Genomic DNA, 23,888 nt, shown 5'->3' on the forward strand with positions numbered 1-23,888 from the left:
CGTCTGTGTGGCTGGGTCGATGCGGCCACGGTCGGACTGGTGACAGCCATGTCATGCTCTTTTCGGTCGATAGGGCGTGAGACCCCCGGCGGGGCGGGCCGGGGGCCTCACGCGAACCAGGACTCCTGCGTCAGCCGACGACGTTCGCGCGCGCGGCCGCCCAGCGGGAGTTGAGGTCGGCGAAGAAGGACTCCTTGTCGCCGTCCGCGGCGCCGCGGGCGACGTCGACCAGCTGCTTGCGGTACTTGTCACCCCAGAGGTCGATCTCCGCCTCGTTGCTGATGTCGTTGTCCCACGTCTCCTCGCCGGCCGGGGAGAGCTCGACCTGGTTGACGCCCAGGGCCTCGAACGTGGCCAGGTTGTCCGGGGCCGCCGCGCCGACGACCGGTGAGATACCGCCCTGCTCCGATGCGAAGGTCGACTCGTTCAGGAACCAGTCGACCCACGCCCGCGCGGCGTCCTTGTTCTTGGAGTGCTTCGAGATCGCGAGCTTGTAGTCGCCCGAGACGGTCGAGGAGAACGCGCCCTCGTTCTGCCAGGGCATCGGCCAGAAGTCGATGTCGTCCGCGGACCCGCCGGCTGCCTCGGCCGCGTCCTGCATCTGCGGGACCGCCCAGGAGCCGAGCACCATCGCACCGACCTTGCCGGTGCCGAGGAGGGTCTTGGACTCCTCCCAGTTGGTCGTCGTGGGGTCCTCCTCGATGACGCCCGCGGCGACGATGTCGTACAGCAGGCCGTCGATCGCGTACTGCTCGTTGCCCTCGGCCCACGGGTCGTCCTGCGAGGTCCGGATGCTCACGGCGTCCGTCCCGGCGATCGTTCCCTGGTTGTTCTGCCACTGGGTGAGCGGCCAGCCGTCCGTGTAGTTGGTGTAGTACGGGACCGCGTCGGTCTTCTCACCGATCTGCTCGAGCGCGTCGACGAACGCCTCGGGCGTCGCGGGCGGCTCGGTGATGCCGGCCTGCTCCCAGACCTTCGTGTTCACGACGTAGCCCATCGCGGTGCCGAAGGTCGCAATGCCGTAGACGTCGCCGTCGTAGGCCTGCTCGTTGATGAAACGGTATTCCTGCCCGAGCTCGTCCACCGTGCCGAGGGGCTCGAAGAACTGCGGGAGCTGGTCCTTGCTCACCGAGTTGGGGACGAGGAGGACGTCCCCGTAGTCCTGTGTGTTGAGTCGGATCGAGACGTCGCCCTCGTAGTCGGTGATCGCCTCGAACTCGACCGTCACACCGGGGTTCTCGGTCTGGAACTGGTCCGCGTAGTCCTGGAGCGTGGTGTCGACGATGTCCGTGCGGTTGGTCAGGACCGTGATGGTGCCCGAAAGCTCGCCGGCCTTTCCGCCCCCACCCTCGCCCGAGCCGCTCGAGCATGCACCGAGCGCCAGCGTCAGCGCTGTCACGGTGAGCACGGCGGCGGTCTGCTTCCTTGCCATGTCGTTCCACTCCTTGGTCGTCGTTGACGTCGCGCGCGACGGGCTCCGCTTGCGCGGACGTCGCTGGCGACACGACTAGTGAAGCGTTTAAGTTTGCGTAAGTCCAACCCTCGAAGGTAACAAACCGATATCAAGGCGGCTTCGGCCTACGCGACGATGAAGCGCATCAGGACACGGGGCGTCCAGTCGTCCCCCGCGGGCGCAGCGTCGGGGTCGAGTCGAGGAAGCTCCCCCCGACCTGACCCGCGATCCGGTCGAACAGACGGCGAGCGACGTGCGCGCCGTAGCGCGTGACGTCGTGGCTCAGCGCCGAGAGGCGAGGGAACGTCGCCTCGCACAGGGGCGAGTCGTCCCACGCGATCATCGACACCTCCTGTGGCACCCGGACACCGATCTCGCTCGCGACTCCCAGCCCCGCGACCGCCATGACGTCGTTGTCGTAGATGATCCCCGTCGGCCGGTCGGTGCTCGTGAGGAGCGTCCGCGTCACCGCCGCCCCCTGGACGGCTGAGTAGTCCGTGCGCACGACCGTTCCCTCCGCGCCGAGCGCTTCGATCTCGTCGCGGAACGCCGCGTCGCGGATCCCCGTGTGCCCGAACCCCTCCAGGCCCGCGACCCGGGCGATCCTGCGGTGCCCGACGGCGTGCAGGTAGCGCACCGACTCGCGCATCGCGGCAGCGTCGTCCGTCCACACGCTCGGCAGACCGCCTGCGAGCGCCGGGTCTCCCACCACCACGGCCGGGAGCGCCTCGGGCTCGGAGAACATCGAGATCCGGGGGTCGTCGATGCTCGGGTCGACGAGGATCACCCCGTCGACCCGACGTGCCGCGCGCCATGCACGGTACGCCCGCAGCTCGGTCTCCTGGTCCGGAACGACCTGGAGGAGCAGCGCGTACGACCGCTTCGACAGCTCGGACTCGATGCCCGCGAGGAACTGCATGTAGAACGACTCGACCCCGAGCATCCCAGGGTCGCGCGCGAGCACCAGGCCGACCGTCTCCGTCCGGGCCCCCGAGAGGGAGCGCGCCGCGGAGCTGGGGGCCCACCCCAGGTCTGACGCGATCGAGAGGATCCGCGCACGCGTCGCCTCCGACACCCCCGGCCGGTTGTTGAGCGCGTACGACACCGCACCCGTCGAGACCCCGGCCTCGCGCGCGATGTCCGCGATGGTGATCCTTGCCACGACGCTCCTTCCTCCAGGTCGCGAGCCTACTGTGACTGTCCGGCGAGCCCGTCCTGTGAGGGTGCGCGGGACGTGGAAAGGTTGCCCCATGACCGGGCCCGCCGCTTCCCCCACCCCGCCCCCCGTCGTCGTGCCGCAGGACGCGCTCGCCGCGGCCGCGGGCGGGCGCACGTTCGACCCGCACGCCGTGCTCGGCCCGCACCTCGCGGACGACGCCGCGGACGCGCGGGCCGTCGTCCGCGTCCTGCGCCCGCTCGCGGACGAGGTCGTCGTCGTCGCCGCCGACGGCGAGCACCCGGCGGTGCACGAGCAGGACGGGGTGTGGGCCGCCGTCGTGCCGGTGCACCAGGACGCCGACGGCACCCGGCACGCCCCCGACTACCGCGTCCGCGCCCGCTACGGGCACGAGTCCACGACCGTGGACGACCCCTACCGGTTCCTGCCCACGCTCGGCGACGTCGACCTGCACCTGATCCGCGAGGGCCGGCACGAGGAGTTGTGGCGCGCGCTCGGCGCGAACGTCCGCACCTACCCGAGCGCGCTCGGCGACACGACCGGCACGGCGTTCGCCGTCTGGGCGCCCAACGCGCGCGCGGTCCGCGTCATCGGCGACTTCAACGGCTGGGGCCCCACGCACCCGATGCGCTCGCTCGGGTCCACCGGGGTGTGGGAGCTCTTCGTCCCCGGCGTCGTCGCGGGCGCGCGCTACAAGTACGAGATCCTCGGGCCCGACGGCTCGTGGCGCCAGAAGGCCGACCCGCTCGCCAAGGCGGCCGAGGTGCCCCCGGCAACGGCGAGCGTCGTCGTCGAGTCCCGGTACGAGTGGTCCGACGACGCGTGGCTCGCCGAGCGCGCGGCGCACGACCCCCACACGCAGCCGCTCAGCATCTACGAGGTGCACCTCGGCTCGTGGCGCCAGGGCCTGTCCTACCGCGACCTCGCGGAGCAGCTCACGGCGTACGTCGTCGAGCAGGGGTTCACGCACGTCGAGCTCCTGCCCGTCGCCGAGCACCCGTTCGGCGGGTCGTGGGGCTACCAGGTCACGGGCTACTACGCCCCGACGTCCCGGTTCGGCCACCCCGACGACTTCCGCTACCTCGTCGACCGCCTGCACGCCGCGGGGATCGGCGTCGTCGTCGACTGGGTCCCCGCGCACTTCCCGCGCGACGAGTGGGCCCTCGCCCGCTTCGACGGCACGCCCTGCTACGAGCACGCCGACCCGCTGCGCGGCGAGCAGCCCGACTGGGGCACGTACGTCTTCGACTTCGGCCGCAACGAGGTCCGCAACTTCCTCGTCGCCAACGCGACGTACTGGCTCGAGGAGTTCCACGTCGACGCGCTGCGCGTCGACGCCGTCGCGTCCATGCTCTACCTCGACTACTCGCGCGGCCCCGGCCAGTGGCACCCCAACGTGCACGGGGGCCGCGAGAACCTCGAGGCCATCGCGTTCCTCCAGGAGGCCAACGCCACCGCGTACCGGCGCACGCCCGGCGTCATGATGATCGCCGAGGAGTCGACCGCGTGGCCGGGCGTCACCCGGCCCACCTCCGCGGGGGGCCTCGGGTTCGGGCTCAAGTGGAACATGGGCTGGATGAACGACTCCCTGCGCTACGTCGCCGAGGAGCCGATCAACCGCCGGTACCACCACCACGAGATCACGTTCTCCATGGTCTACGCGTACTCCGAGCAGTTCGTGCTCCCCATCAGCCACGACGAGGTCGTGCACGGCAAGGGCTCGCTCTACGGGAAGATGCCGGGCGACGACTGGCAGAAGCGCGCCGGCGTGCGCGCGTTCCTCGCCTACCAGTGGTCGCACCCCGGCAAGCAGCTCCTCTTCATGGGCAGCGAGATCGGCCAGCACTCCGAGTGGAACGAGGGCCGGTCGCTCGACTGGGACGGCCTCGCCGCCGACCCGGGCCGGCAGGGCGTGCAGCGTGTCGTGCGTGACCTCAACGCCCTGTACCGCGCGACCCCTGCTCTGTGGGAGCTCGACCACGACCCCGCGGGGTTCGAGTGGCTCGACGCCGACGACGCCGACCACAACGTCCTCGCCTACGTACGCCGCGGGCGCGACGGCAGCGAGGTCGCCGTCGTCGTGAACTTCGCCGGGACGCCGCACGAGGGCTACCGCGTCGCCCTGCCGTCGGGCGGCGCGTGGCGCGAGGTCCTCAACACCGACGCCGAGGTCTACGGCGGCTCCGGTGTCGGCAACCTCGGTGAGGTCGCGGCGGAGCCCGTCCCGTGGAAGGGGCGCGCGTACTCCGCGGTCCTGCGCGTGCCGCCGCTCGGCGCGCTGTACCTCGTCCCGTCGCCGAGGTAGAGGCCCGGTCCGCCGAGGCAGAGGCCTGGTCGCCGAGGTAGAGGCCTGGTCCCGCCGACGGCGAGTTGTCGTCACCCTGGGTGGTGGGTGGGGTGGTGGCGCCGGGTCTACCATCCGCCGCTCGTTCCTCGCGGCTCCCGCCAGGCCCGCCACGACCCGGCGCCACCACCCCACCCACCGAGTTCGTCGCACCCCCGGCGCTGCCTCCTCAGCGCGACGGCAGCCGGTCTCCTCGCGGTGACCTCCACGCACGACGGCAGCAGCCGGTCACGCGGTGACCTCCACGCACGACGGCGGCCGGTCACCTCACGGTGACCGGCCGCCGTCGTGCGTGACGCGGGTGCGTCGGTAGAGCGCGGGTGTGTCAGTACAGGCTGATCGCGAGGCGCTGGCGGGCCTTGCCGACGCGGGGGTCGGTGGGGCCCACGACCTCGAAGTAGTCGAGGAGGCGCACTCGGAGCTTCTCCTTGCCGTCCGCGTCGGCGCCGGGCAGCAGGTCGAGGAGCCGGTCGAGGGCGTCGTCCACGTGCCCGCCGAGCAGGTCGAGGTCGGCGATGGCGAGCTGGGCGTCGACGTCCTGCGGTGCGGCGGCGGCCGCGGCACGGACCGTCGCGAGGTCGGCGTCGCGGGTGCGCTGGAGGAGGCGGACCTGCGCGAGCCCCGCGACGGCGAGCGCGTCGCGCGGGTCCTGCTTGATCGCCTTCTCGTAGGCCGCGACCGCGGCGTCGAGGTCGTCGCGCTCGATCGCGTCGTACGCCTCCTGGTGCAGCGGCGGGAGCTCGGGCTCCGGCTCCGCGGCGGGCTCCGCGGGGCGCTCGGGCTCGCCGTCGGCGCCCTGGGCGGGCGCACGACCGGTCACGCCGTTCGCCTCGGCCGCCTGGAGCACCTGGTCGAGCACGGCGCGCACCTGCTCGACGGGCGCGGCGCCCTGGAACAGCGGCACGGGCTGACCCTGCAGGATCGCGACGACGGTCGGCACGCCCTGGACCTGGAACGCGGCCGTGATCTGCGGGTACGCCTGGGCGTCGACGCGGGCCAGGAGGAAGCGGCCGGCGTACTCGTCGGCCAGCGCGCCGAGGTCGGTGCCGAGCTGCGCGTTCGCCTGGTCCGTCGGGATCCACAGGAGCACGACGACGGGGTACTGCGCCGAGTCCTGGACGAGCTGACCGAACGTCTCGTCCGTGACGTCGACGACGTACCCGCCCGCGGCGGGCGCGCCGCCCTCCTCGCCGGGCGGGGGTGACTGCGGCCTGGTCAGCGCGGACAGGTCGACCGCGCCGCGCACGTCGAACGTGGGCTGGGTGGGTTCGCTCATGGTCGCAATCCTACGGAGCGTCAGGAGTTCGCGACCGACGTCGCGACGTGCTCGTTGCCCACCACGCGGATCTTCTCCTCCGAGCCTGCGGGCGGCACGTAGAGCGCGACGACGTCGACGTAGCCGACCTTGAGCACGTTCGTCGGAGTCTTGTCCCCGTACAGCGCCTTGATCGACTCCGTGTCGGGCGGCACCTGCGCGCCCTCCTCGGCCGTCATCGACTCCTGCGAGGTCATCGCACCGACCACGAGCGCGCCGCCGTCCGCGGTGCGGACCGCGCGCACGGGCTCGTCCGGGTTGGGCGTGAACGTCAGGGCGTAGGCGCCCGCGGCGGGCTGGAGCGCCGTCGTCCAGTCCTGCGCGCGCTTGGCGAGCAGGGTGCGGAACGAGTCCTCCTCGAAGGACCCCGCGAACCCGGAGCCCGTGCCGAGGTTGAGCACGTCGGCGTACTGCGCGACGGCGTCCGTCGGCGTGACGAGCAGGCTCGAGTCGTCGGGAGCGACGTCCTCGCTGCCGATGCTCGGGTCCGCGAAGCTCGGCATGGTGACGCCCGGCAGGAGGCGGACCCAGGCCCAGAGCTGGTAGTCGCCGCGCGCGGTGTCCTGCTCCAGGACGGACAGGCGCGGCGTCTGCAGGTTCTCGGGCTGCACGCTCACGGCGAACGACGTGCGCGGCCAGGTCTGCGTCGTCGGGATGACGACCTGCTGCGCCTCCGTCGGGAGCTCGGTCACGAGGTCGGCGTTGCCGCGCGCGGCGGCGACGGCGAGCTGGCTCGTGCGGATCGCGAGCGCCGGGCCCGTGACGCGACCCTCGAGCTGGGCCGCGTCGTTGGTCTCGCTCGCCGCCGCGAGCGCGGCGGCGACCGCGTCGAGGACGGCGGTCTCCTGCGCCTCGGTGAGGACGGGCGCGGGCGGGTCCTGCGTGGGGTCGGGCTCGGGCGTCGGGAGGGGTGCGGAGCAGGCGGCGAGCAGGAGCGCGCCGACCAGTCCCCCGGCCACCCCGCCGAGGTGACGACGGGCGCGGCGGGCGCGGGCCGTGTCGCGGGCGGTGCTGGTCATCGGGTGCTGTCCTTCGTCTCGTCCGGGTCGCTCTCGGGTGCAGGCGCCGGGGCGCTCTCGTCGCTGCCGGGCGTGAAACCCCACGCCCGGCGCCAGGCGTCTGCGCGCGTGCTCGCGCTGTCCTCCGTGGTCGGGTGCGCGCTCGCGTCGACGGTCGGCTGGGCCGCGGTGCGCGGGCGGCGCTCGCCGCGCGCGACGATCGGGATCTGGCCGGTGAGCCACGCGCGGCGCGGCTTCTGGGCGCGGGCCTGCTGCTGCGCGAGGCGGTCGGCCTCCTCGCGCTCGCGCAGCTCACGCCGCGTGAGCATGCGCACCTGGGCCGTGTCGGTCGGCACCTCGCCGTCGGGCGCGTCGGCGTCGTCCGACGACGTCCCCGCCGTCGTGCCGGCCGACGCGACCGCCGGGGTCGCGGAGGTCGTGGTGCCGCCCGAGGGCCCGCGGCGGCGCGGGCGCAGGCTCGCCGCCCCGATGCCGAGACCGAGGAGGATGAGCACGGCACCGCCGATGACGCCGGGCCACAGGAACGGCGTCTCGACCTGGCGCGGCCACGAGAGCTCGACGGTCGGGGCGACGGCGTCCTCGCCCACGCCGGCGGCGAGGAGCTGCCAGCGGCCGGGCTGGTCGGACCAGCGCAGGCTCGCCGAGCCGGCGCCCGTCGCCTCCTCCAGCCACATGTCGGAGCCGGCGGGGTCGACGCCGACGACGGGGGCCTCCGCGGCCGCGTCGCCCTCCGCGGGCGTCTCGCCCTCGGCGGGCGTCTCGCCCTCGGCCGGGCTCTCGGCGTCGGCGGGTGCCTCGGCGTCGGCCGGGCTCTCGCCCTCCGCGGGCGACTCCCCGTCCGCGGGCGTCTCGCCCTCCGCGGGCTCGTCCTCCGCGGCCGGCGCGTCGACGGCGCGCGTCGCGAGCGCGTCCCAGTCGGACAGGCCGGTGACCAGACCGTGCGGGTCCTCGCCGACCCACCCGGTCACGTCGGCCTCGCGGCCGATCGCGAGGGTGACCTGCTGCTCACCGGGTGCTGTCGCGCGGATCGTCACGTCCTCGGCGACGAGGTCGAGGACCCCGGGCGCGGTGACGAGCACCGTGCCGTCGCCGGTGTACGCCGTGGTCGCCACGACCGTGTCGCTGTCCCGCCAGACGGTGGCGGACGCGACACCGAGGCCGACGGCGACCAGCCCTCCCACGAGCAGGAGGGCGGCGATGATTCGTTGCAGCACCGAGGTTCCCTTCGTCGATCGACGTTCAAGGATAGGTGCGAAACCCCTCGTGAATCGACCGAGACGCCTCGCCTGTGGATCCTCACGAACCGTTCACGCGCCCCTCCCGGGACAGTCTCACCGCTCCCAGGGAACGCCGTGCCCGGCGGCCGAGAGGGCCGCCGTTCCCGCGAGGGAAGACCGTGCGCGCAGCACTGCGACCATCGTCTCACCCCCACCAATCCGGGTATTCAGGACAGCGTGATCCCCGTATCCTGGTCGGAGCACGGCGGGGCCGTGGCACGACCGCCGCGCCCTCCCTCCCCGGGAGGGGACGCCGACCGGCGGCGGAAGCCGCGACGACTCAGCACCGGAGGTCATCGACGTGTCCGACGAGCGCACGCTCTTCCCCATCACGATGCGCGGGTACGACCGCGTCCAGGTCGAGGCCCAGCTCGCGAGGCTGGAGAAGGCCGTGGAGGACGCGCGGGCGCGCGTCGAGGCGGCGGACGCCCGCGCCATGCAGCTCACGAGCGAGCTCAACGACGCCCAGCGCCAGCTCCGCGAGGCGGACCGGCCGTCGTACGCGGGGCTCGGCTCCCGCATCGAGCAGCTCCTGCGCTCGGCGGAGGAGCAGTCGGCGGACATCCTGTCGCAGGCCAACGCCCAGGCGGCCGACATCATGGCCCGCGCGAAGCTCTCGGCGGGCCAGGTCCGGTCCCGCGCCGAGAACGAGGTCGCCGAGCTGCTCAACAGCGCACGCCTGGAGTCGGAGGAGATCCGCTCCACGAGCGCGTCCGAGGCCGAGGGCACGCTGCTCAGCGCCCAGCGCCGCGCGGAGGAGCTGGTCGGCTCCGCGGAGCGCGAGGCCGCGCGCATCCACAGCGCGCTCGCCACGGAGGAGAGCGAGCGCCGCGCGTCGCTCGAGCGCGAGCTCGGCACGCTGCGTGCGACGGCGGAGCGCGAGACCACGGAGCTGCGCGTCACGACCGAGCGCGAGGCCGCGGAGCTCCGCGCGCGCGTCGCGGCGGAGACGGCGGCGCAGCGCGAGGCCGCGGAGCGCGAGTCGGCCGAGCTGCTGGAGAACGCGCGTCGCGAGGCGCAGCGCCAGGTGGACGAGGCGCAGCGCAAGGCGACCGAGGCGGCGAACGCCGTCACGTCGGAGATGGAGACGCTGCGCGACCAGGCCCGCACCGCCCTCGCGGACGCCGAGCTCGAGGTCGTGCGACGCCGCGAGGAGGCGGAGCGCGAGAACGCCGAGCGTCACGCCGCCGCCAAGGCGGAGACGGAGAAGCTCGTCGCGACGGCCGAGGAGCACGCCGCGGAGGCGGAGAAGCGTGTCGCCCACGCGCTCCAGCAGGCGGAGAAGGTCCGCAGCGAGTCCGACGCGTACGTGAAGGACCTCCTGTCGACGGCGCGCCGGAACGCCGACCAGGTCGTCGCCGAGGCCCGGGCGTTCGCCGACCAGACGGTGAGCGACGCGAAGGCCGAGGCCGAGCAGCAGCGCAACGTCGCCCAGCGCCAGCTCGAGGACCTCACGCGCCAGCACGACTCGATCAACACCTACCTCGACGAGCTCCGTGGTCTCCTCGGTAGCGAGAGCGAGGCCACCAAGGCCCCCGCGAAGAAGGCGGTGCCTGCGGGGACGCCCGCCCAGCAGGCGCGCGCCGCGACGCTCATGACGGCCGAGTTCCCGGTCGTCCCGGAGGAGTCCGGGCAGCGGGTCGGGACGGTCGAGGCACCGGCGGAGCGTGGCTCCGCGGCGTCCGCCGACGCCCGGCCGAGCGAGACGAAGCCGACCGGCGCGAAGCCGGCCGGCACGAAGCCGGCCGACGCGAAGACGGCCGACGCGAAGCCCGACGCCCCCGCCTCGGCCTGACGCCGTGCCGGCCACCGCGGGCCCGTCGGGTCCCTCGGGGTCCGCTGCCGACGACTGGCGTCGGCAGCGGACCGAGGCCGCCGCGCACCAGCAGCGCGAGCTCGACCGGCAGCGCGCCCGCGAGAGCGACGCGGCCCGGGCCCTGCTCGCCGACTTCGTCGCGCGGGCGCGCGACCGGGGCCTGGCTCCCGAGCCGCTCCGCGCCCGCGCGTTCGACGGCACCGCGACGTACCGCACCCCCCTCCGCGGGTGGTACCTGCGCCGCAACCACAGCGTCGCCGTCGGCGAGGACGGCGAGTTCTACGTGCTCTCGGTGCCCGGCGGCGTGCGCGCGCGCCTGCGGGGCGTCGCGGTCGAGCCGTCCGACCCGCCGCTCGTGCTGGGCAAGGGCGGCCGGGACGGCGAGTCCATCGACCTCGCCGACGCGCTCGCGCTCGTGCTCGACGGGCGCTGACGCGCGGTCAGCGGCTCAGACGGTCGCCCGCGCCAGGAGGTCCGCGAGCGCGTCGGCCACCGCGGCAGGGTCCTCGACCGCGCTCATGTGGCCCGCGCCCGTCACCTGCACGAGCTGCGCGGTCGGCGCCGCGGCGACCATGTGCTCCGCCTCCGCCACCGGCGTGACCTGGTCCTCCTCGCCCACGACCACCGCGATCGGCCCCGCGAAGCCCGCGAGGACGGACGTGCGGTCGGGGCGGGCCGCCATCGCCCGCTGCGACCACGCGACGCCGTCGGGCCGCTGCGCACGGATCCACTCCTCGAGCCGCGCGGTCAGGTGCGGGCGCGCGGCCTTGCTCGTCTCGCCGAGGAGCACCCCCGGCATGCCGAGGACGGGCTCGACGGTCTGCGAGCTCGCCGCCTCGTCGGCGATGCGCAGCCGGTTCGCGCGCGCGTCGTCGGAGTCCGCGGTGGACTTGGTGTCCACCAGCCCGAGCCCCGCGACCAGCTCCGGCCGGCGCTCCGCGAGCGCGAGGGCCACGTAGCCGCCCATCGACAGGCCCGCGACGACCGCGCGCGTGATCCCCGCCGCGGCGAGGGCGTCCGCGGTCGCGTCGGCCGCCGCCTCGATCGACGGCGGCTCGCCCCCCAGCGGGCTCGCGCCCAGGCCGGGGAGGTCGACCGCGACGACGGTGGGCTCGCCCGGCAGCGCCTCCGCGACGTCTGCCCACATCCGGTGGTCGAGCGGGAAGCCGTGCAGCAGCACGAGCGGTGTCCCGTACCCCTCGCGCAGCGTGAAGGTCTCGAGCGGTGCCGTCGTCACGTGGTCCTCCTCGGGTCGGTCGGGTGCGCGCGGCGCCTCGCGCCGCGGCGGGGGTCAGTCGACGACGCCGTCGGACCGGCTCGCGTCGTAGCTCGCCTGGTCCGAGTCGGCCGTGTCGCGGTCGGCCGTGCCGCTCGCGTCGCCGTCCCACGTGGTCGGCAGCGGGAGCGGGAAACCGGGACGCACGTGCCCCACGATCTCGTCGAGCACGCGCCGCACCGACGACTCCCCCACCCACAGGTGCTTGGCGCCCTCGACGCCGATCACCTCGGCGTTCCGCACGCGCGCGAAGCGTCGGCGTGCCTCGTCGGGGCGCAGGTAGTCGTCGAGCTCGGGCACGAGGACCACGAGCGGCTTGCCGAACGCGTCCCAGCGGTCGAGGTCGTCGTCCGTCGCGCGGTGCAGCGGGGGCGAGAGCAGGATCGCGCCCTCCACCGCCGGGTCCGCGCCGTGCTTGAGGGCGAGCTCCGTGCCGAACGACCACCCGACGAGCCACCGGTTCGGGAGGTCGTGGAACTCGGCGAACTCGATCGCCGCCGCGACGTCGAAGCGCTCGGCCTCGCCGCCGTCGAACGCGCCCTCGCTCGTCCCGCGCGGGGACGACGTGCCGCGCGTGTTGAACCGCAGCACGGCGAGGTCCGCGAGCGCCGGCAGACGCCACGCCGCCTTCCGGTAGACGTGCGAGTCCATGTACCCGCCGTGCGTCGGCAGGGGGTGCAGCGTGACGAGGGTCGCGACCGGGTCGCGGTCCGCGGGGAGCGCCAGCTCGCCGACGAGCGTGAGGCCGTCCGCGGTGTGCAGCTCGACGTCCTCGCGCCGCGCGGGCAGGACGCTGAGCGACCGGATGGGGGTCGGCTCCGTCGAGGCTCGGGCGGGATCGGGCGCGGTCTCGGGTGCGGTGCTCATCGTCCCGAGCCTAGTGCGTCTACCGCGGCCGACGGCGGCCCCGCGCCTCCCAGCACGACCTGTGCCAGTGGCGACGGTGGTCGAGCGCGGTCTCGGCCCCGAAGAAGGAGTCGTCCTGCCACGCCACGACGTGCCCGGTGCCGGGCGGGATCTCCTGCTGGCAGCCCGGGCAGAGGTAGGTCTTCGCACCGCCGCGCACCGTGCGGACCTGCCACTCGCCGTCGGCTCCCGACTCCCGACGCGCACCGCCGAGGGCGCGGTCCAGGTCGAGGGGCGCGGGCTCCGCGCCCCAGGGTCGCTTGCGGGACGGTCGACGGGACGGCATGGGCCCATTCTCCCCCGCGGCACCGCCGGGGACCTCCTCGCGGGGCGCTCGCCGGACCACGGGGCGGGGCGACGAGCAGCACGGCGCAGAGCGGCAGGCAAGGGGGCTGCCGCTCCCAGCGGGCGTCCAGCCGCGACCGCTAGAGTGTCCGGGCCGGTGCTGCACCCGGCGTCCGACCGCGAGGTGGCCCGTCCCCGGGCGCCGACGACCGCCGTCGTGCGGGTGCGGCCCAGACCCGACGGCCCCGCCGTCCCCCCCGACCGAAGGACCCTCCTCGTGAAGCACCGCACCCTGCGCGGCGTCGCCGCGCTCACCCTGGGCGCCGCCCTCGTCCTCTCCGGCTGTTCGTCGGAGGGCGGCGGTTCCGACGACGAGACGTCGGCGAGCCCGTCCGCCTCCGACGGCGCGACGTCGTCGCCCGAGGACGTCGCGGCGCTCGAGGCCGTGACGGTCACGGGCGACCACGGCAGCGAGCCGACCGTCGAGTTCGAGGCCCCGCTCGAGGTCTCGGGCCCGGTCGCGCTCTCGCTCGGGGACGGCGACGGCGACGAGATCGCGAAGGGCCAGGAGGTGACGCTGCACCAGGCCGCGTACTCCGGCACGGACGCGTCCAAGCTCGGCTCCACGTGGGAGGACGACTCGGCGCAGCAGATCGTCCTCGACGACCAGGTGTACCCGCAGCTGCTCGAGGCGCTGGTCGGCAAGAAGGTCGGCACGCGCTTCCTGTTCGCCGCACCGGGGCAGGACGGAAGCGCCGTCCTCACCGTCGCCGAGGTCACCGAGGTCCGGGACGCCCCGGTCGCGCCGGACCCCGCCGACGTGCCGGACCGCGCCGAGGGCGAGGCCGTGACCCCGGCCGAGGGGCTGCCCGTCGTCACGCTCGACGACACGGGCAAGCCGTCCGTCGAGATCCCCGAGGGCTACACCGCGCCGACCGAGCTCGTCGTGCAGCCGCTCATCAAGGGCAGCGGCCCCGAGGTCACCGAGGACCAGACGGTCATCGCGCACTACACGGGCTGGAAGCTCGACGGCGAGCAGTTCGACTCGTCGTGGGACCGTGGTGAGCCCTCCACCTTCCCGCTGAGCGGCGTCGTCGCCGGCTGGACCCAGGGCCTCTCCGGCCAGACCGTCGGGAGCCAGGTGCTCCTCGTCATCCCGCCGTCGCTCGGCTACGGCGAGAAGAGCGACACGAACACGAACGAGCTCGCGGGCGAGACGCTCGTCTTCGTCGTGGACATCCTCGCGGCCTACTGACCTGCCGCCGCCTCACGGAGGGCCGCACCCCGCTCGGGGTGCGGCCCTCCGTGCGTCCGGGCGTGTCGGGCGGGGCGTGGGCGGGTCGTAGGCTCGACGCATGACGGACGCCTCCACGACCTCGGTCCCACCCGTGCCCGACGACGCCGCGACCCCCTCGACAGCCCCGCCCGAGCGCGAGGTGCTCACGTGGGAGACCTTCGGCGTCGCCGCGCGCGAGCTCGCCGAGCAGGTCGTCGCGAGCGGGTTCCGCCCGGAGGTCGTCGTCGCGGTCGCCCGCGGCGGACTCCTGCCCGGCGGCGCGGTCGCGTACGCACTCGGGACCAAGGGCGTGGGCACGCTCAACGTCGAGTTCTACACCGACATCGGCCAGACCCTCACCGACCCGCGGGTGCTGCCGCCCCTCATGGACACGTCCGACCTGCCGGGCGCGCACGTGCTCGTGGTCGACGACGTCGCCGACTCGGGCCGGACGCTCGCCCTGGTCATGGACATGCTCAGCACCCACGGGGCCGAGGCCCGCTCCGCGGTGCTCTACACGAAGCCGCGCACGATCATCCAGCCGGACTACTCGTGGAAGGACACCGACCTCTGGATCACGTTCCCGTGGTCGGCCGACCCTCCCGTCGAGGGTGCGCAGTCCCGGCCGAACGACTGACCGGACGGCCGTCGTCGGTCAGCAGGTCCGGAAGGGCGCGAGCGTCGCGCGGACGGCGTCCGCCGCACCCCAGTCGGGGTCGAACTGCGCGACGACGGCTAGGTGCTGCCGGAGCTGGACGACGGGCAGGCGCTCCCGCCAGTCGTCGTCGAGGCCGGTGAGCTCCGCGTAGAGCCCGAAGAAGGCATCGGCCTCGGGCGGGGGCGCGGTCGTCCACACGTGGGCCAGGTCGACCTCGGGCCACGTGTAGGAGACGGCCGGGTCGATCAAGGCCGGGCGTCCGTCGGCGGTCGCCATGACGTTCAACGCCCACAGGTCGCCGTGCGTCAGGCAGGCGGGCCCTCCCGGCAGCACCTCCGGGAGCCGCGCGCACAGACGCTCGAGCGCGGCGCGGTCCGCGGCGTCGAGGGCGGCGTCGACCCGCGGCTCGTCGAGCCAGCGCAGCAGGCGGTGCTGCGCGAAGAAGTCGAACCCGTCCTCCGTCCAGGTGTTCACCTGCCGACGGCGGCCGAGCCAGCCGTCCCGGTGCCAGCCGAAGCGCTCGCTGCGGGTCGTGGTGTGCACGTGCGCCAGCGAACGGGCGAGGTCTTCCCAGAAGGCCGGCGTCGAGGGCCGCGGGGCGAGCGCGGACAGCACGAGCAGGTCCCGGCCCGCGTGGACGACGTCCGCGGTCTCCAGCCCGGCGGCGCGGAGCGCAGCCAGACCCTCGGCCTCGACCGTGAAGACGTCGTCGCCCGGTGCGTCCGTGTCGAACGCCTTGACGAACAGCGGCGCGCCGTCGGCCCGCCGCGCCAGTCCGGCCGTCGCGGCGAGCCCACCGCTCACCGGCTCGACCGAGGTCACGTCGTCGAGCCCTGCGGCGCGCAGCCGCTCCCTGAGCATGCCCATGGCGGGACTATGCCAGACGCCGAGGGCCCGGACCCGCGGCTTAGCGCGGACCCGGGCCCTCGGCGCGAAGGCAGACGAGGGTCAGAAGTCCCAGTCGTCGTCCTCGGTGTTCACGGCCTTGCCGATGACGTACGACGAGCCGGACCCGGAGAAGAAGTCGTGGTTCTCGTCGGCGTTCGGCGACAGCGCCGAGAGGATCGCCGGGTTGACGTCCGTCTCGTCCTTGGGGAAGAGCGCCTCGTAACCGAGGTTCATGAGCGCCTTGTTGGCGTTGTACCGCAGGAACTTCTTGACGTCCTCGGTCAGCCCGACGCCGTCGTAGAGGTCCTCCGTGTACTGCACCTCGTTCTCGTACAGCTCGAAGAGCAGCTCGAACGTGTACGCCTTGAGCTCGTCGCGCTCCTCCGGGGAGAGCTTCTCGAGACCCTTCTGGAACTTGTAGCCGATGTAGTACCCGTGCACGGCCTCGTCGCGGATGATGAGGCGGATGAGGTCGGCCGTGTTCGTCAGCTTGGCGCGCGACGACCAGTACATCGGCAGGTAGAAGCCGGAGTAGAAGAGGAACGACTCGAGCAGCGTGCTCGCGACCTTGCGCTTGAGCGGCGAGTCGCCCTTGTAGTAGTCCATGACGATCTCGGCCTTGCGCTGGAGGTTCGGGTTCTCCTCCGACCAGCGGAACGCGTCGTCGATCTCACGCGTGGAGCACAGCGTCGAGAAGATCGACGAGTAGCTCTTGGCGTGCACCGACTCCATGAACGCGATGTTGGTGTACACCGCTTCCTCGTGCGGCGTGATCGCGTCGGGGATGAGCGACACCGCGCCGACCGTGCCCTGGATCGTGTCCAGCAGCGTCAGGCCGGTGAACACGCGCATCGTGAGCTCCTGCTCCTGCGCGGTGAGCGTGTTCCACGACTGGATGTCGTTCGACACCGGCACCTTCTCGGGCAGCCAGAAGTTCCCGACGAGGCGGTCCCACACCTCGAGGTCCTTCTCGTCCTCGAGACGGTTCCAGTTGATCGCGCTCACGCGATCGATGAGCTTGAGCTTCCCCGTGGGCGACATCTGCCTTCTTCTCTCCTGCTGACCCCGGACCGACCGGGACGACTTCGTGGGACCGGACCCCGCGCCGTCGGCCACGCCTCTCCGAGAGGGTGGCCGACAGCACCGGGCATCGAGGCAACCGGTGGCTGCCTCAGGCGACTACAGCATGCAGCTGACGCAACCCTCGACCTCCGTGCCCTCCAGGGCCATCTGGCGGAGGCGGATGTAGTAGAGCGTCTTGATGCCCTTGCGCCACGCGTAGATCTGCGCGCGGTTGACGTCGCGCGTCGTGACCGTGTCCTTGAAGAACAGCGTGAGGCTCAGACCTTGGTCGACGTGCTGCGTCGCGGCGGCGTACGTGTCGATGATCTTCTCGTAGCCGATCTCGTACGCGTCCTCGTAGTACTCGAGGTTGTCGTTCGTCAGGTAGGGCGCCGGGTAGTAGACGCGCCCGATCTTGCCCTCCTTGCGGATCTCGATCTTCGACGGCACCGGGTGGATCGAGGACGTCGAGTTGTTGATGTAGGAGATCGAGCCCGTCGGCGGGACGGCCTGGAGGTTCTGGTTGTAGATCCCGTGCTCCATGACCGAGGCCTTGAGGGCCGCCCAGTCGTCCTGGGTCGGGATGTGCACGCCGGCGTCGGCGAAGAGCCGGCGCACGCGCTCGGTCGCGGGCTCCCACACGCGGTCGGTGTACTTGTCGAAGTACTCCCCCGTCGCGTACTTCGAGTCCTCGAAGCCGCCGAACGCACGCCCGCGCTCGATCGCGAGGCGGTTCGACGCCGCGATCGCGTGGTAGGCGACCGTGTAGAAGTAGATGTTCGTGAAGTCGATGCCCTCCTCGGACCCGTAGTGGATCCGCTCGCGCGCGAGGTAGCCGTGGAGGTTCATCTGGCCGAGACCGATCGCGTGGCCGGACTCGTTGGCCCGCTTGACCGACGGCACCGACTCGATGCTCGTCTGGTCGGAGACCGCGGTGAGCGCGCGGATCGCGGTGTCGATCGTCTTCGCGAAGTCGGGCGAGTCCATCGTCTTGGCGATGTTCAGCGAGCCGAGGTTGCAGGAGATGTCGCGGCCGACGTGGTCGTACGAGAGGTCCTCGTTGAACGTCGACGGCGTCGAGACCTGGAGGATCTCCGAGCACAGGTTCGAGTGGGTGATGCGGCCCTTGATCGGGTTCGCCTTGTTCACCGTGTCCTCGAACATGATGTACGGGTAGCCGGACTCGAACTGGAGCTCGGCGATCGTCTGGAAGAAGTCGCGCGCCTTGATCTTCGTCTTGCGGATGCGCGAGTCGTCGACCATCTCGTCGTACTTCTCGGTGATCGAGATGTCGGCGAACGGCTTGCCGTAGACGCGCTCGACGTCGTACGGCGAGAAGAGGTACATGTCCTCGTTCTTCTTCGCGAGCTCGAACGTGATGTCCGGGATCACGACGCCGAGCGACAGCGTCTTGATGCGGATCTTCTCGTCCGCGTTCTCGCGCTTGGTGTCGAGGAACCGCAGGATGTCCGGGTGGTGCGCGTGCAGGTACACGGCGCCGGCGCCCTGGCGCGCGCCGAGCTGGTTCGCGTAGGAGAACGAGTCCTCGAGCAGCTTCATCACGGGGATGACGCCGGACGACTGGTTCTCGATGTGCTTGATGGGCGCACCGTGCTCGCGGATGTTCGACAGGAGCAGGGCCACGCCGCCGCCGCGCTTGGAGAGCTGCAGCGCGGAGTTGATGCCGCGCGCGATGGACTCCATGTTGTCCTCGATGCGCAGCAGGAAGCAGGACACGGGCTCGCCGCGCTGCGCCTTGCCGACGTTGAGGAACGTGGGCGTCGCAGGCTGGAAGCGGCCCGAGATGACCTCCTCGACGATGTCCAGCGCGGCCTGCTCGTTGCCGTCGGCGAGGCCGAGCGCGACCATGCAGACGCGGTCCTCGAAGCGCTCGAGGTAGCGCTTCCCGTCGAACGTCTTGAGCGTGTACGACGTGTAGTACTTGAAGGCGCCGAGGAACGTCTCGAAGCGGAACTTCTTCGCGTAGGCGAACTCGAACAGCGACTTCACGAACTCGCGGTCGTACTTCGCGAGGACGGCCGGGTCGTAGTACTTGTTCTCGACGAGGTAGTCCAGCTTCTCCGCGAGGTCGTGGAAGAAGACGGTGTTCTGGTTGACGTGCTGCAGGAAGTACTGCCGCGCGGCCTCACGGTCCTTGTCGAACTGGATCTCGCCGTTCGGGCCGTAGAGGTTGAGCATCGCGTTGAGCGCGTGGAAGTCGAGCTGGGTGCTCGCGAGCGGCACCTCGGTGACCGTGCCACCACCTGCCACGCTCACGCCGGAATCCGTGACTGTCGTTGCCAAAATCGTCCCAATCCGTCGCGGACGCGCGCGGCGTCCTCGGCTGTTCCCAGGAGTTCGAAGGCGTACAGGTAGGGCACCTGGCACTTCGCGGAGATGATGTCGCCGGCGATGCAGTAGGCCTCGCCGAAGTTGGTGTTGCCGGCGGCGATGACGCCGCGGATCAACGACCGGTTGTGCACGTCGTTGAGGAACTTCACGACCTGGCGCGGGACGGCACCGCCCTCGTTGCCGCCCCCGTAGGTCGGGACCATGAGCACGTACGGTTCCTCGACGCGCAGGAAGCCCTCGGTCGGACGCAGCGGGATGCGCTGGACGTCCATGCCGAGGGCCGGCAGGTCGAGCCGCTGGACGAACCGGTGCGTGTTCTCACTGACGCTGGAGAAGTACACGAGCGACCCCACGGGGACGCACCTCCGTCCTGCCCTGCTCCGCCTGCTTCCTTACGGGTTTCCGGGCGCTCTCGCGGCGCTCCGGGGAGGCCGGTCAGGCGACGACCGGCGAGACCTTCTGCGCGAGGGCGGTGATCTGGTCGGGGCGGAACCCGGACCAGTGCTCGTCCCCGGCGACGACCACGGGAGCCTGCAGGTAGCCGAGCCCGCGCACGAGCTCGAGCGCCTCGGCGTCCTGGGTGATGTCCACGACGGAGTACTCGATGCCCTTCTTGTCGAGAGCGCGGTACGTCGCGTCGCACTGGACGCAGGCCGGCTTGCTGTAGACCGTGACGCTCATGGGGGTGGCTCCTCGTCTCGCGCTCTCGTCCGGGACGGTCCTCGGGGAGGGAGAAACATCCCTGACCTCGAAGGACACCGGTGGAACTACGTCTGTGTGATTCGCCAGGAGGCCTCCGGCCCCCTGGGTGTGCAACCACTATACCTAGTGGTCGAGACCGTGCCACTGCACTAGATGTCGTGGTGGAACTTCACCCCGGCGGGTGTGCTAGCCGTCATGGATCCATGGTCCCAGGCCCCTCCGACACTCCCCCGGAGTGCTCGTCCACAGCCCGTCGTCCACCGATCCGACCGGCCCGGAACGGCGTCTTCCCGCGGACGGCACGACGCCGTCCACAGGGTGGGGACGACGTCGGTCCACACCCTGTGCGGAGCGTCGGCACCACGCCGCGCGGAGGCTCAGAGGACGACGCGCCGCCGGTGGATGCGTCGAGAAATCATCCCAATCCGGACAGACGATCCGTCGAACTCGTCGGCGTGTCGCACCGCCGGCGTGTCGTACGCCATGCCCGGGAGCCATGCCGCAAGTCACCCGGAGCAGGTGATCCCTCCGGGATCGCGTGCGGAGGACGATCGGCACGTCGGAGGTCCACGACGGCGCCGAGGAGGCGGTCGAGATGCACCCTGAGCACGCAGCAGTGCGCCGCGACGACGCGGAGCGGGCGGCATGAGCGCGGCGGAGGCCGCCGCCGAGGGGCCGGCGGTACCGACGACGAGGGCCAGGGCGCGCGCCGCGGTCCCGGCGAGCAGCTACATCTCGTGGATCGCGCTCGCGATGATGACGACGAGCTCCGTCGCGAGCCTGCGCGCCGCGCCGACCATGGCCGTGTACGGCCTGGCGTGCGTCTTCCTCTATCTCCTGCCCGCCGTGGTGTTCCTCCTGCCCACGTCGCTGGTCTCGGCGGAGCTCGCCTCCGGGTGGAGCGGCGGCGTCTACAAGTGGGTGTCCGAGGGGATCTCGAAGCCGATGGGCTTCCTCGCGGTGTGGTGCCAGTTCGCGATGACGATCTTCTACTACCCCAGCCTGCTCGGCTTCGTCGCGAGCACGCTCGCGTACGTCATCAACCCGAGCCTCGCGAGCAGCGGCGTGTGGACGGCGATCGTCATCGTCGTCGTCTACTGGTCCGGCGTCTGGGTGTCGTCCCGCGGCACCAAGGGCGTGGCCGGGCTCGCGAGCGGCGGTCTCGTCATCGGCACGCTCGTCCCGGGCGTGCTCCTCGTGACGCTCGGCGTCGTGTTCCTCGGGCAGGGCAACCCGTCCGCCGCCCCGATGGACGCCGAGCACCTGCTCCCCGCGTGGGCCGGGCTGTCGAGCCTCGTGCTGATCGTCAACAACTTCCTGTCGTACTCCGGCATGGAGATGAACGCGGTGCACGTGGGGTCGCTGCGCAACCCCGCGCGCGAGTTCCCGCGCTCGATCTTCCTCGCGATGGGGATGGTGCTGCTGATCTTCATCCTCCCCGCGCTCGCGATCAGCTGGGTCGTCCCGGCCGAGCAGCTCTCCCTCACCGCGGGCATCATGCAGGCCTTCGACGCCGTGTTCGCCTACTTCGGCTCCCAGTGGCTCACCCCGATCATCGGGATCATGCTCGTCACGGCGTCCGTCGCCGGCATGCTCACGTGGCTCGCGGGCCCGTCCAAGGGCCTCCTGCTCATCTCGCGCCAGGAGGGCTACCTCCCGCCGTTCCTCCAGCGGCTCAACAAGAACGGCGTCCAGCAGAACATCCTCGTCACGCAGGGCGTCGTCACGACGCTCATCGCCCTCGGCTACGCGCTCATCCCGAGCGTGTCGAGCGCGTACTGGATCTTCTCGGTCATCACGACGCAGGTGTACCTGATCATGTACCTGCTCATGTTCGTCGCCGCCGTGCGCCTGCGGCGTCAGCAGCCCGACCACGCACGCGGGTACCGCGCCCCGATGCTCGGCGTGCTGTGCGGCGTCGGCTTCGTCGCGTCGCTCGCCGCCCTGCTGGTGGGCTTCGTCCCGCCGTCGCAGTTCGGGTCGGGGAGCCCCGGCTCCTACCTCGTCATCGTCGCCGGCGGGGCCCTCGGCCTGGGCCTCCTGGTGCCGTACCTCTTCTACCGGTCACGCAAGCCGTCGTGGAGGCTCCCGGACACGACGACGCAGGAGTCGGAGGCGAGCGCACCATGAGCGAGGTCACGGAACGTCAGCCGCGCCGCGAGCGCCGGACCATCTACGTCGTCGCGGCCGTGGTCGTCGTCGCGCTCGTCGTCGTCGCGCTGGTCGCGCGCGGCTCGCAGGAGACGACGACGGAGGCCGAGCGGAAGGCCGACCAGCTCCTCGTGGCGTTCGCGGCCGCGGGCGTGCCGACGCCGGACGCGGAGCAGGTCGTGCGCGTCCTGGGCGACGACGGCGGGGCCACGTGCGAGGACCCGGGCGGCGCGCTGAGCCGTGCGACGCTCCTGGGGCAGCTCGTCAACGGGGCCGCCGGGCCGGGCATCCGGCCGGTCGTCGCCGACAACCGCGTCGTCCGGGGGCAGCTCCTCGTCATCGAGATCTACTGCCCGGACGAGCTCGCGGGCTTCCAGGACCTCGTGGACGGCCTGCACCTCGACGACACGGTCCGGGGCTGACCGCGCTCAGTCCGCCGACCGCGCGCCCACGGGCGTGGCCGACGTGGGCAGGGTGTGCGTCACCGCGGCGGCCGCCGACGCGGCGTCGTGCACCGTGCCGCGCTCGGCCCGGTACCGCCGGCCCATGACGACCGCCATGACGACCCCGAGCGCGCTGGTCCCCGCCATGACCCACGACGCGGTGCCGAGGCCCGCGGCGAGGGAGTCGGCGGTCGAGGCCCCCGCGGCGGCGCGGTCGGCGACGACGGCGGCGTAGATCGAGGCCACGACCGCCGTCGCGACGGCGGCACCCACGTAGCGCGCCATGTTCGACACGCCCGACGCCGCGCCGACCTCGTTCGCGGAGACGCACGCCGTGGACGCCGAGGACGCGGGGCCGTTGGACAGGCCCATGCCGACGGCGATGGCGATCAGCGGGAGCACGAAGGCGCCGTACCGCCAGTCGGCCTGGACGACGCCGACGACGCCGAACCCGACCGCCGTGAGCAGGAACCCGAGGCCGATGACCTGCCGGCCGCCGATCCGCGCGGCGAACCGTGGGACGAGCGGGGCCACGACGACGAGCCCCGCGGTGGCCGGGAGTGTCGCGAGCCCCGCCTCGAGCGGGCTGAGGCCCAGGGTCGCGGGGTCCTGGAAGTAGATGCTCAGCAGGTACATGAGCCCGTTGATCGTGCCGGAGCCGATGAGGATGGCCACGGTCGCGCCGACGAGCACGCGGTTGCGCAGGAGCGCGAGGTCGAGGAGCGGGACCGCGACGCGGCGCTCGACCGCGACGAACAGGCAGCCCGCCACGACGGCGACCGCGAGGCTGCCGAGGGTCGCGAGCGATCCCCACCCCCAGTCGCTGCCCTTGCTCAGCGCGAGGATGAGGGGCGCGAGGGTGAGCGCGACCAGGACGGTGCCCGCGTAGTCGATCGAGCGCGAGCGGCCGGGGTCGCGCGACTCCGCCACCACGACGTACGTGAGGACGACGCACGCGGCGGCGACGACGGCGTCGACCCAGAACAGCCCCTGCCACCCCGTGAGATTGACGAGCAGCCCACCGAGAAGGGGCCCGGCCGCGGCGCCGACGGCGGAGGCCGCGCCCCACAAGGAGACCGCCCGGAGCTGGGCGTCGCCGCTGTTGGCCACGGAGAGCAGGCTCAGGCCGCACGCCACGATGGTCGCCCCGGCGGCGCCCTGGACGAACCGTCCGGCGATGACCATGCCGCCCGACGGCGCGAGCGCGATGAGCACGCAGGACGCGACGAACAGCAGGAGCCCGAGCTGGAAGACCCGCTTGCGCCCGAAGACGTCCCCGAGGGCCCCGGACGTGACGATCACCGCGGCCCCGACCAGGGAGTACCCGGTCACGGCCCACTGGAGCGTCGTGACGCTCGTGCCGGTGTCCTCGCTGATCGCGGGGAGCAGGATGCTCACCGCGGACGTGTTCGCGTTGACCACCAGCGTCGACAGGCACGCGGCGGCGAGGACACCACCGGTCCTGGCCCTGACCTCGACATCGCTCAT

21 protein-coding genes are annotated in these 23,888 nt (G+C 72.4%); 7 read left to right on the top strand and 14 right to left on the bottom strand.

Annotation, left to right across the window (positions count from 1 at the left end):
* Nucleotides 1-130 precede the first annotated feature (130 nt).
* The gene (locus tag RSE42_RS13295) at nt 131-1,432 is read right to left on the bottom strand and encodes an extracellular solute-binding protein (RefSeq protein WP_415296579.1); all 1,302 of its coding nucleotides are present in this window, start codon (nt 1,430-1,432) and stop codon (nt 131-133) included.
* Nucleotides 1,433-1,598: 166 nt separating this feature from the next.
* Nucleotides 1,599-2,615, bottom strand: coding sequence for a LacI family DNA-binding transcriptional regulator (locus RSE42_RS13300; protein ID WP_415296581.1), 1,017 nt, complete (start codon nt 2,613-2,615; stop codon nt 1,599-1,601).
* A gap of 88 nt (nt 2,616-2,703) precedes the next feature.
* On the opposite strand from RSE42_RS13300, the gene glgB reads away from it, so the two are divergent.
* Nucleotides 2,704-4,935: a 1,4-alpha-glucan branching protein GlgB gene (glgB, locus tag RSE42_RS13305; RefSeq protein WP_043653206.1), complete on the top strand. Its 2,232-nt coding sequence runs from the start codon at nt 2,704-2,706 to the stop codon at nt 4,933-4,935.
* 364 nt (nt 4,936-5,299) lie between these two features.
* Here glgB and RSE42_RS13310 read toward each other — a convergent pair whose 3' ends face one another.
* The 3 genes from RSE42_RS13310 to RSE42_RS13320 are packed head-to-tail and all read right to left on the bottom strand — an operon-like array spanning nt 5,300 to nt 8,522.
* A complete protein-coding gene (locus RSE42_RS13310; RefSeq protein WP_034653561.1) occupies nt 5,300-6,250 on the bottom strand; it encodes a tetratricopeptide repeat protein in 951 nt (316 codons plus the stop codon).
* Nucleotides 6,251-6,270: 20 nt separating this feature from the next.
* Nucleotides 6,271-7,308, bottom strand: a complete 1,038-nt coding sequence (locus RSE42_RS13315) for a hypothetical protein (RefSeq protein WP_415296583.1) — start codon at nt 7,306-7,308, stop codon at nt 6,271-6,273.
* Entirely contained in the window at nt 7,305-8,522 is a 1,218-nt protein-coding gene (locus tag RSE42_RS13320; protein ID WP_396052349.1) for a hypothetical protein, read from the bottom strand. Before RSE42_RS13320 ends, RSE42_RS13315 begins: the two co-directional genes overlap by 4 nt.
* Before the next feature lie 364 nt (nt 8,523-8,886).
* Between RSE42_RS13320 and RSE42_RS13325 the strand changes: the two genes are divergently transcribed.
* Together RSE42_RS13325 and RSE42_RS13330 are read left to right on the top strand one after the other, a co-directional pair.
* Nucleotides 8,887-10,380 (top strand): hypothetical protein, encoded by a 1,494-nt coding sequence (locus RSE42_RS13325; RefSeq protein ID WP_144722686.1) that lies wholly within the window; start codon nt 8,887-8,889, stop codon nt 10,378-10,380.
* Between the two features lie 4 nt (nt 10,381-10,384).
* A complete protein-coding gene (locus tag RSE42_RS13330; RefSeq protein ID WP_085387566.1) occupies nt 10,385-10,834 on the top strand; it encodes a hypothetical protein in 450 nt (149 codons plus the stop codon).
* Nucleotides 10,835-10,849: 15 nt separating this feature from the next.
* Here the strand turns inward: RSE42_RS13330 and RSE42_RS13335 are convergent, their stop codons facing one another.
* Genes RSE42_RS13335 through RSE42_RS13345 form a run of 3 tightly spaced genes read right to left on the bottom strand, consistent with a single transcriptional unit; the run spans nt 10,850 to nt 12,869 of the window.
* Nucleotides 10,850-11,638, bottom strand: a complete 789-nt coding sequence (locus RSE42_RS13335) for an alpha/beta fold hydrolase (protein WP_085387565.1) — start codon at nt 11,636-11,638, stop codon at nt 10,850-10,852.
* Nucleotides 11,639-11,692: 54 nt separating this feature from the next.
* Nucleotides 11,693-12,544 (bottom strand): alpha/beta hydrolase, encoded by an 852-nt coding sequence (locus tag RSE42_RS13340; protein ID WP_021483594.1) that lies wholly within the window; start codon nt 12,542-12,544, stop codon nt 11,693-11,695.
* A 19-nt stretch (nt 12,545-12,563) separates the two neighbouring features.
* Nucleotides 12,564-12,869, bottom strand: coding sequence for a hypothetical protein (locus RSE42_RS13345; protein ID WP_031317088.1), 306 nt, complete (start codon nt 12,867-12,869; stop codon nt 12,564-12,566).
* 276 nt (nt 12,870-13,145) lie between these two features.
* Between RSE42_RS13345 and RSE42_RS13350 the strand changes: the two genes are divergently transcribed.
* A complete protein-coding gene (locus RSE42_RS13350) occupies nt 13,146-14,123 on the top strand; it encodes an FKBP-type peptidyl-prolyl cis-trans isomerase (protein ID WP_415296585.1) in 978 nt (325 codons plus the stop codon).
* Between the two features lie 100 nt (nt 14,124-14,223).
* Complete coding sequence (locus RSE42_RS13355) at nt 14,224-14,781, top strand: phosphoribosyltransferase (protein ID WP_415296587.1); 558 nt, start codon at nt 14,224-14,226, stop codon at nt 14,779-14,781.
* Nucleotides 14,782-14,799: 18 nt separating this feature from the next.
* Here RSE42_RS13355 and RSE42_RS13360 read toward each other — a convergent pair whose 3' ends face one another.
* The 5 genes from RSE42_RS13360 to nrdH all read right to left on the bottom strand — a co-directional run bounded on the left by RSE42_RS13360 (nt 14,800) and on the right by nrdH (nt 19,785).
* A complete protein-coding gene (locus tag RSE42_RS13360; protein WP_415296588.1) occupies nt 14,800-15,669 on the bottom strand; it encodes a fructosamine kinase family protein in 870 nt (289 codons plus the stop codon).
* A gap of 81 nt (nt 15,670-15,750) precedes the next feature.
* Nucleotides 15,751-16,731: a class 1b ribonucleoside-diphosphate reductase subunit beta gene (nrdF, locus tag RSE42_RS13365; protein WP_034653523.1), complete on the bottom strand. Its 981-nt coding sequence runs from the start codon at nt 16,729-16,731 to the stop codon at nt 15,751-15,753.
* Nucleotides 16,732-16,869: 138 nt separating this feature from the next.
* On the bottom strand, nt 16,870-19,056 hold the full coding sequence (gene nrdE, locus RSE42_RS13370) for a class 1b ribonucleoside-diphosphate reductase subunit alpha (protein ID WP_186325285.1): 2,187 nt from the start codon (nt 19,054-19,056) through the stop codon (nt 16,870-16,872).
* A complete protein-coding gene (gene nrdI / locus RSE42_RS13375) occupies nt 19,026-19,457 on the bottom strand; it encodes a class Ib ribonucleoside-diphosphate reductase assembly flavoprotein NrdI (RefSeq protein ID WP_021480850.1) in 432 nt (143 codons plus the stop codon). Before nrdI ends, nrdE begins: the two co-directional genes overlap by 31 nt.
* Nucleotides 19,458-19,539: 82 nt before the next feature.
* Nucleotides 19,540-19,785 carry a glutaredoxin-like protein NrdH gene (nrdH, locus tag RSE42_RS13380; protein ID WP_021480849.1) on the bottom strand — a complete coding sequence of 82 codons (246 nt, stop codon included), beginning with the start codon at nt 19,783-19,785 and terminating at the stop codon, nt 19,540-19,542.
* A 666-nt stretch (nt 19,786-20,451) separates the two neighbouring features.
* On the opposite strand from nrdH, the gene RSE42_RS13385 reads away from it, so the two are divergent.
* Together RSE42_RS13385 and RSE42_RS13390 are read left to right on the top strand one after the other, a co-directional pair.
* Nucleotides 20,452-21,936, top strand: a complete 1,485-nt coding sequence (locus tag RSE42_RS13385) for an APC family permease (protein WP_114552650.1) — start codon at nt 20,452-20,454, stop codon at nt 21,934-21,936.
* The gene (locus tag RSE42_RS13390; RefSeq protein WP_415296592.1) at nt 21,933-22,379 is read left to right on the top strand and encodes a hypothetical protein; all 447 of its coding nucleotides are present in this window, start codon (nt 21,933-21,935) and stop codon (nt 22,377-22,379) included. Before RSE42_RS13385 ends, RSE42_RS13390 begins: the two co-directional genes overlap by 4 nt.
* Nucleotides 22,380-22,385: 6 nt before the next feature.
* Here the strand turns inward: RSE42_RS13390 and RSE42_RS13395 are convergent, their stop codons facing one another.
* Nucleotides 22,386-23,888, bottom strand: coding sequence for an MFS transporter (locus tag RSE42_RS13395; protein WP_114552649.1), 1,503 nt, complete (start codon nt 23,886-23,888; stop codon nt 22,386-22,388).

It is taken from the genome of Cellulosimicrobium sp. SJTW-1, assembly GCF_047716875.1.
GTDB classification, from domain to species: Bacteria; Actinomycetota; Actinomycetes; order Actinomycetales; family Cellulomonadaceae; genus Cellulosimicrobium; species Cellulosimicrobium funkei.

Coding starts and splice junctions, on each gene's coding strand:
- RSE42_RS13345 (WP_031317088.1), bottom strand. CDS start 12,869: ATGCCGTCCCGTCGACCGTCCCGCAAGCGACCCTGGGGCGCGGAGCCC.
- RSE42_RS13390 (WP_415296592.1), top strand. CDS start 21,933: ATGAGCGAGGTCACGGAACGTCAGCCGCGCCGCGAGCGCCGGACCATC.
- RSE42_RS13385 (WP_114552650.1), top strand. CDS start 20,452: ATGAGCGCGGCGGAGGCCGCCGCCGAGGGGCCGGCGGTACCGACGACG.
- RSE42_RS13310 (WP_034653561.1), bottom strand. CDS start 6,250: ATGAGCGAACCCACCCAGCCCACGTTCGACGTGCGCGGCGCGGTCGAC.
- RSE42_RS13315 (WP_415296583.1), bottom strand. CDS start 7,308: ATGACCAGCACCGCCCGCGACACGGCCCGCGCCCGCCGCGCCCGTCGT.
- RSE42_RS13295 (WP_415296579.1), bottom strand. CDS start 1,432: ATGGCAAGGAAGCAGACCGCCGCCGTGCTCACCGTGACAGCGCTGACG.
- nrdH (WP_021480849.1), bottom strand. CDS start 19,785: ATGAGCGTCACGGTCTACAGCAAGCCGGCCTGCGTCCAGTGCGACGCG.
- RSE42_RS13360 (WP_415296588.1), bottom strand. CDS start 15,669: ATGGGCATGCTCAGGGAGCGGCTGCGCGCCGCAGGGCTCGACGACGTG.
- RSE42_RS13355 (WP_415296587.1), top strand. CDS start 14,224: ATGACGGACGCCTCCACGACCTCGGTCCCACCCGTGCCCGACGACGCC.
- RSE42_RS13395 (WP_114552649.1), bottom strand. CDS start 23,888: ATGAGCGATGTCGAGGTCAGGGCCAGGACCGGTGGTGTCCTCGCCGCC.
- glgB (WP_043653206.1), top strand. CDS start 2,704: ATGACCGGGCCCGCCGCTTCCCCCACCCCGCCCCCCGTCGTCGTGCCG.
- RSE42_RS13340 (WP_021483594.1), bottom strand. CDS start 12,544: ATGAGCACCGCACCCGAGACCGCGCCCGATCCCGCCCGAGCCTCGACG.
- nrdF (WP_034653523.1), bottom strand. CDS start 16,731: ATGTCGCCCACGGGGAAGCTCAAGCTCATCGATCGCGTGAGCGCGATC.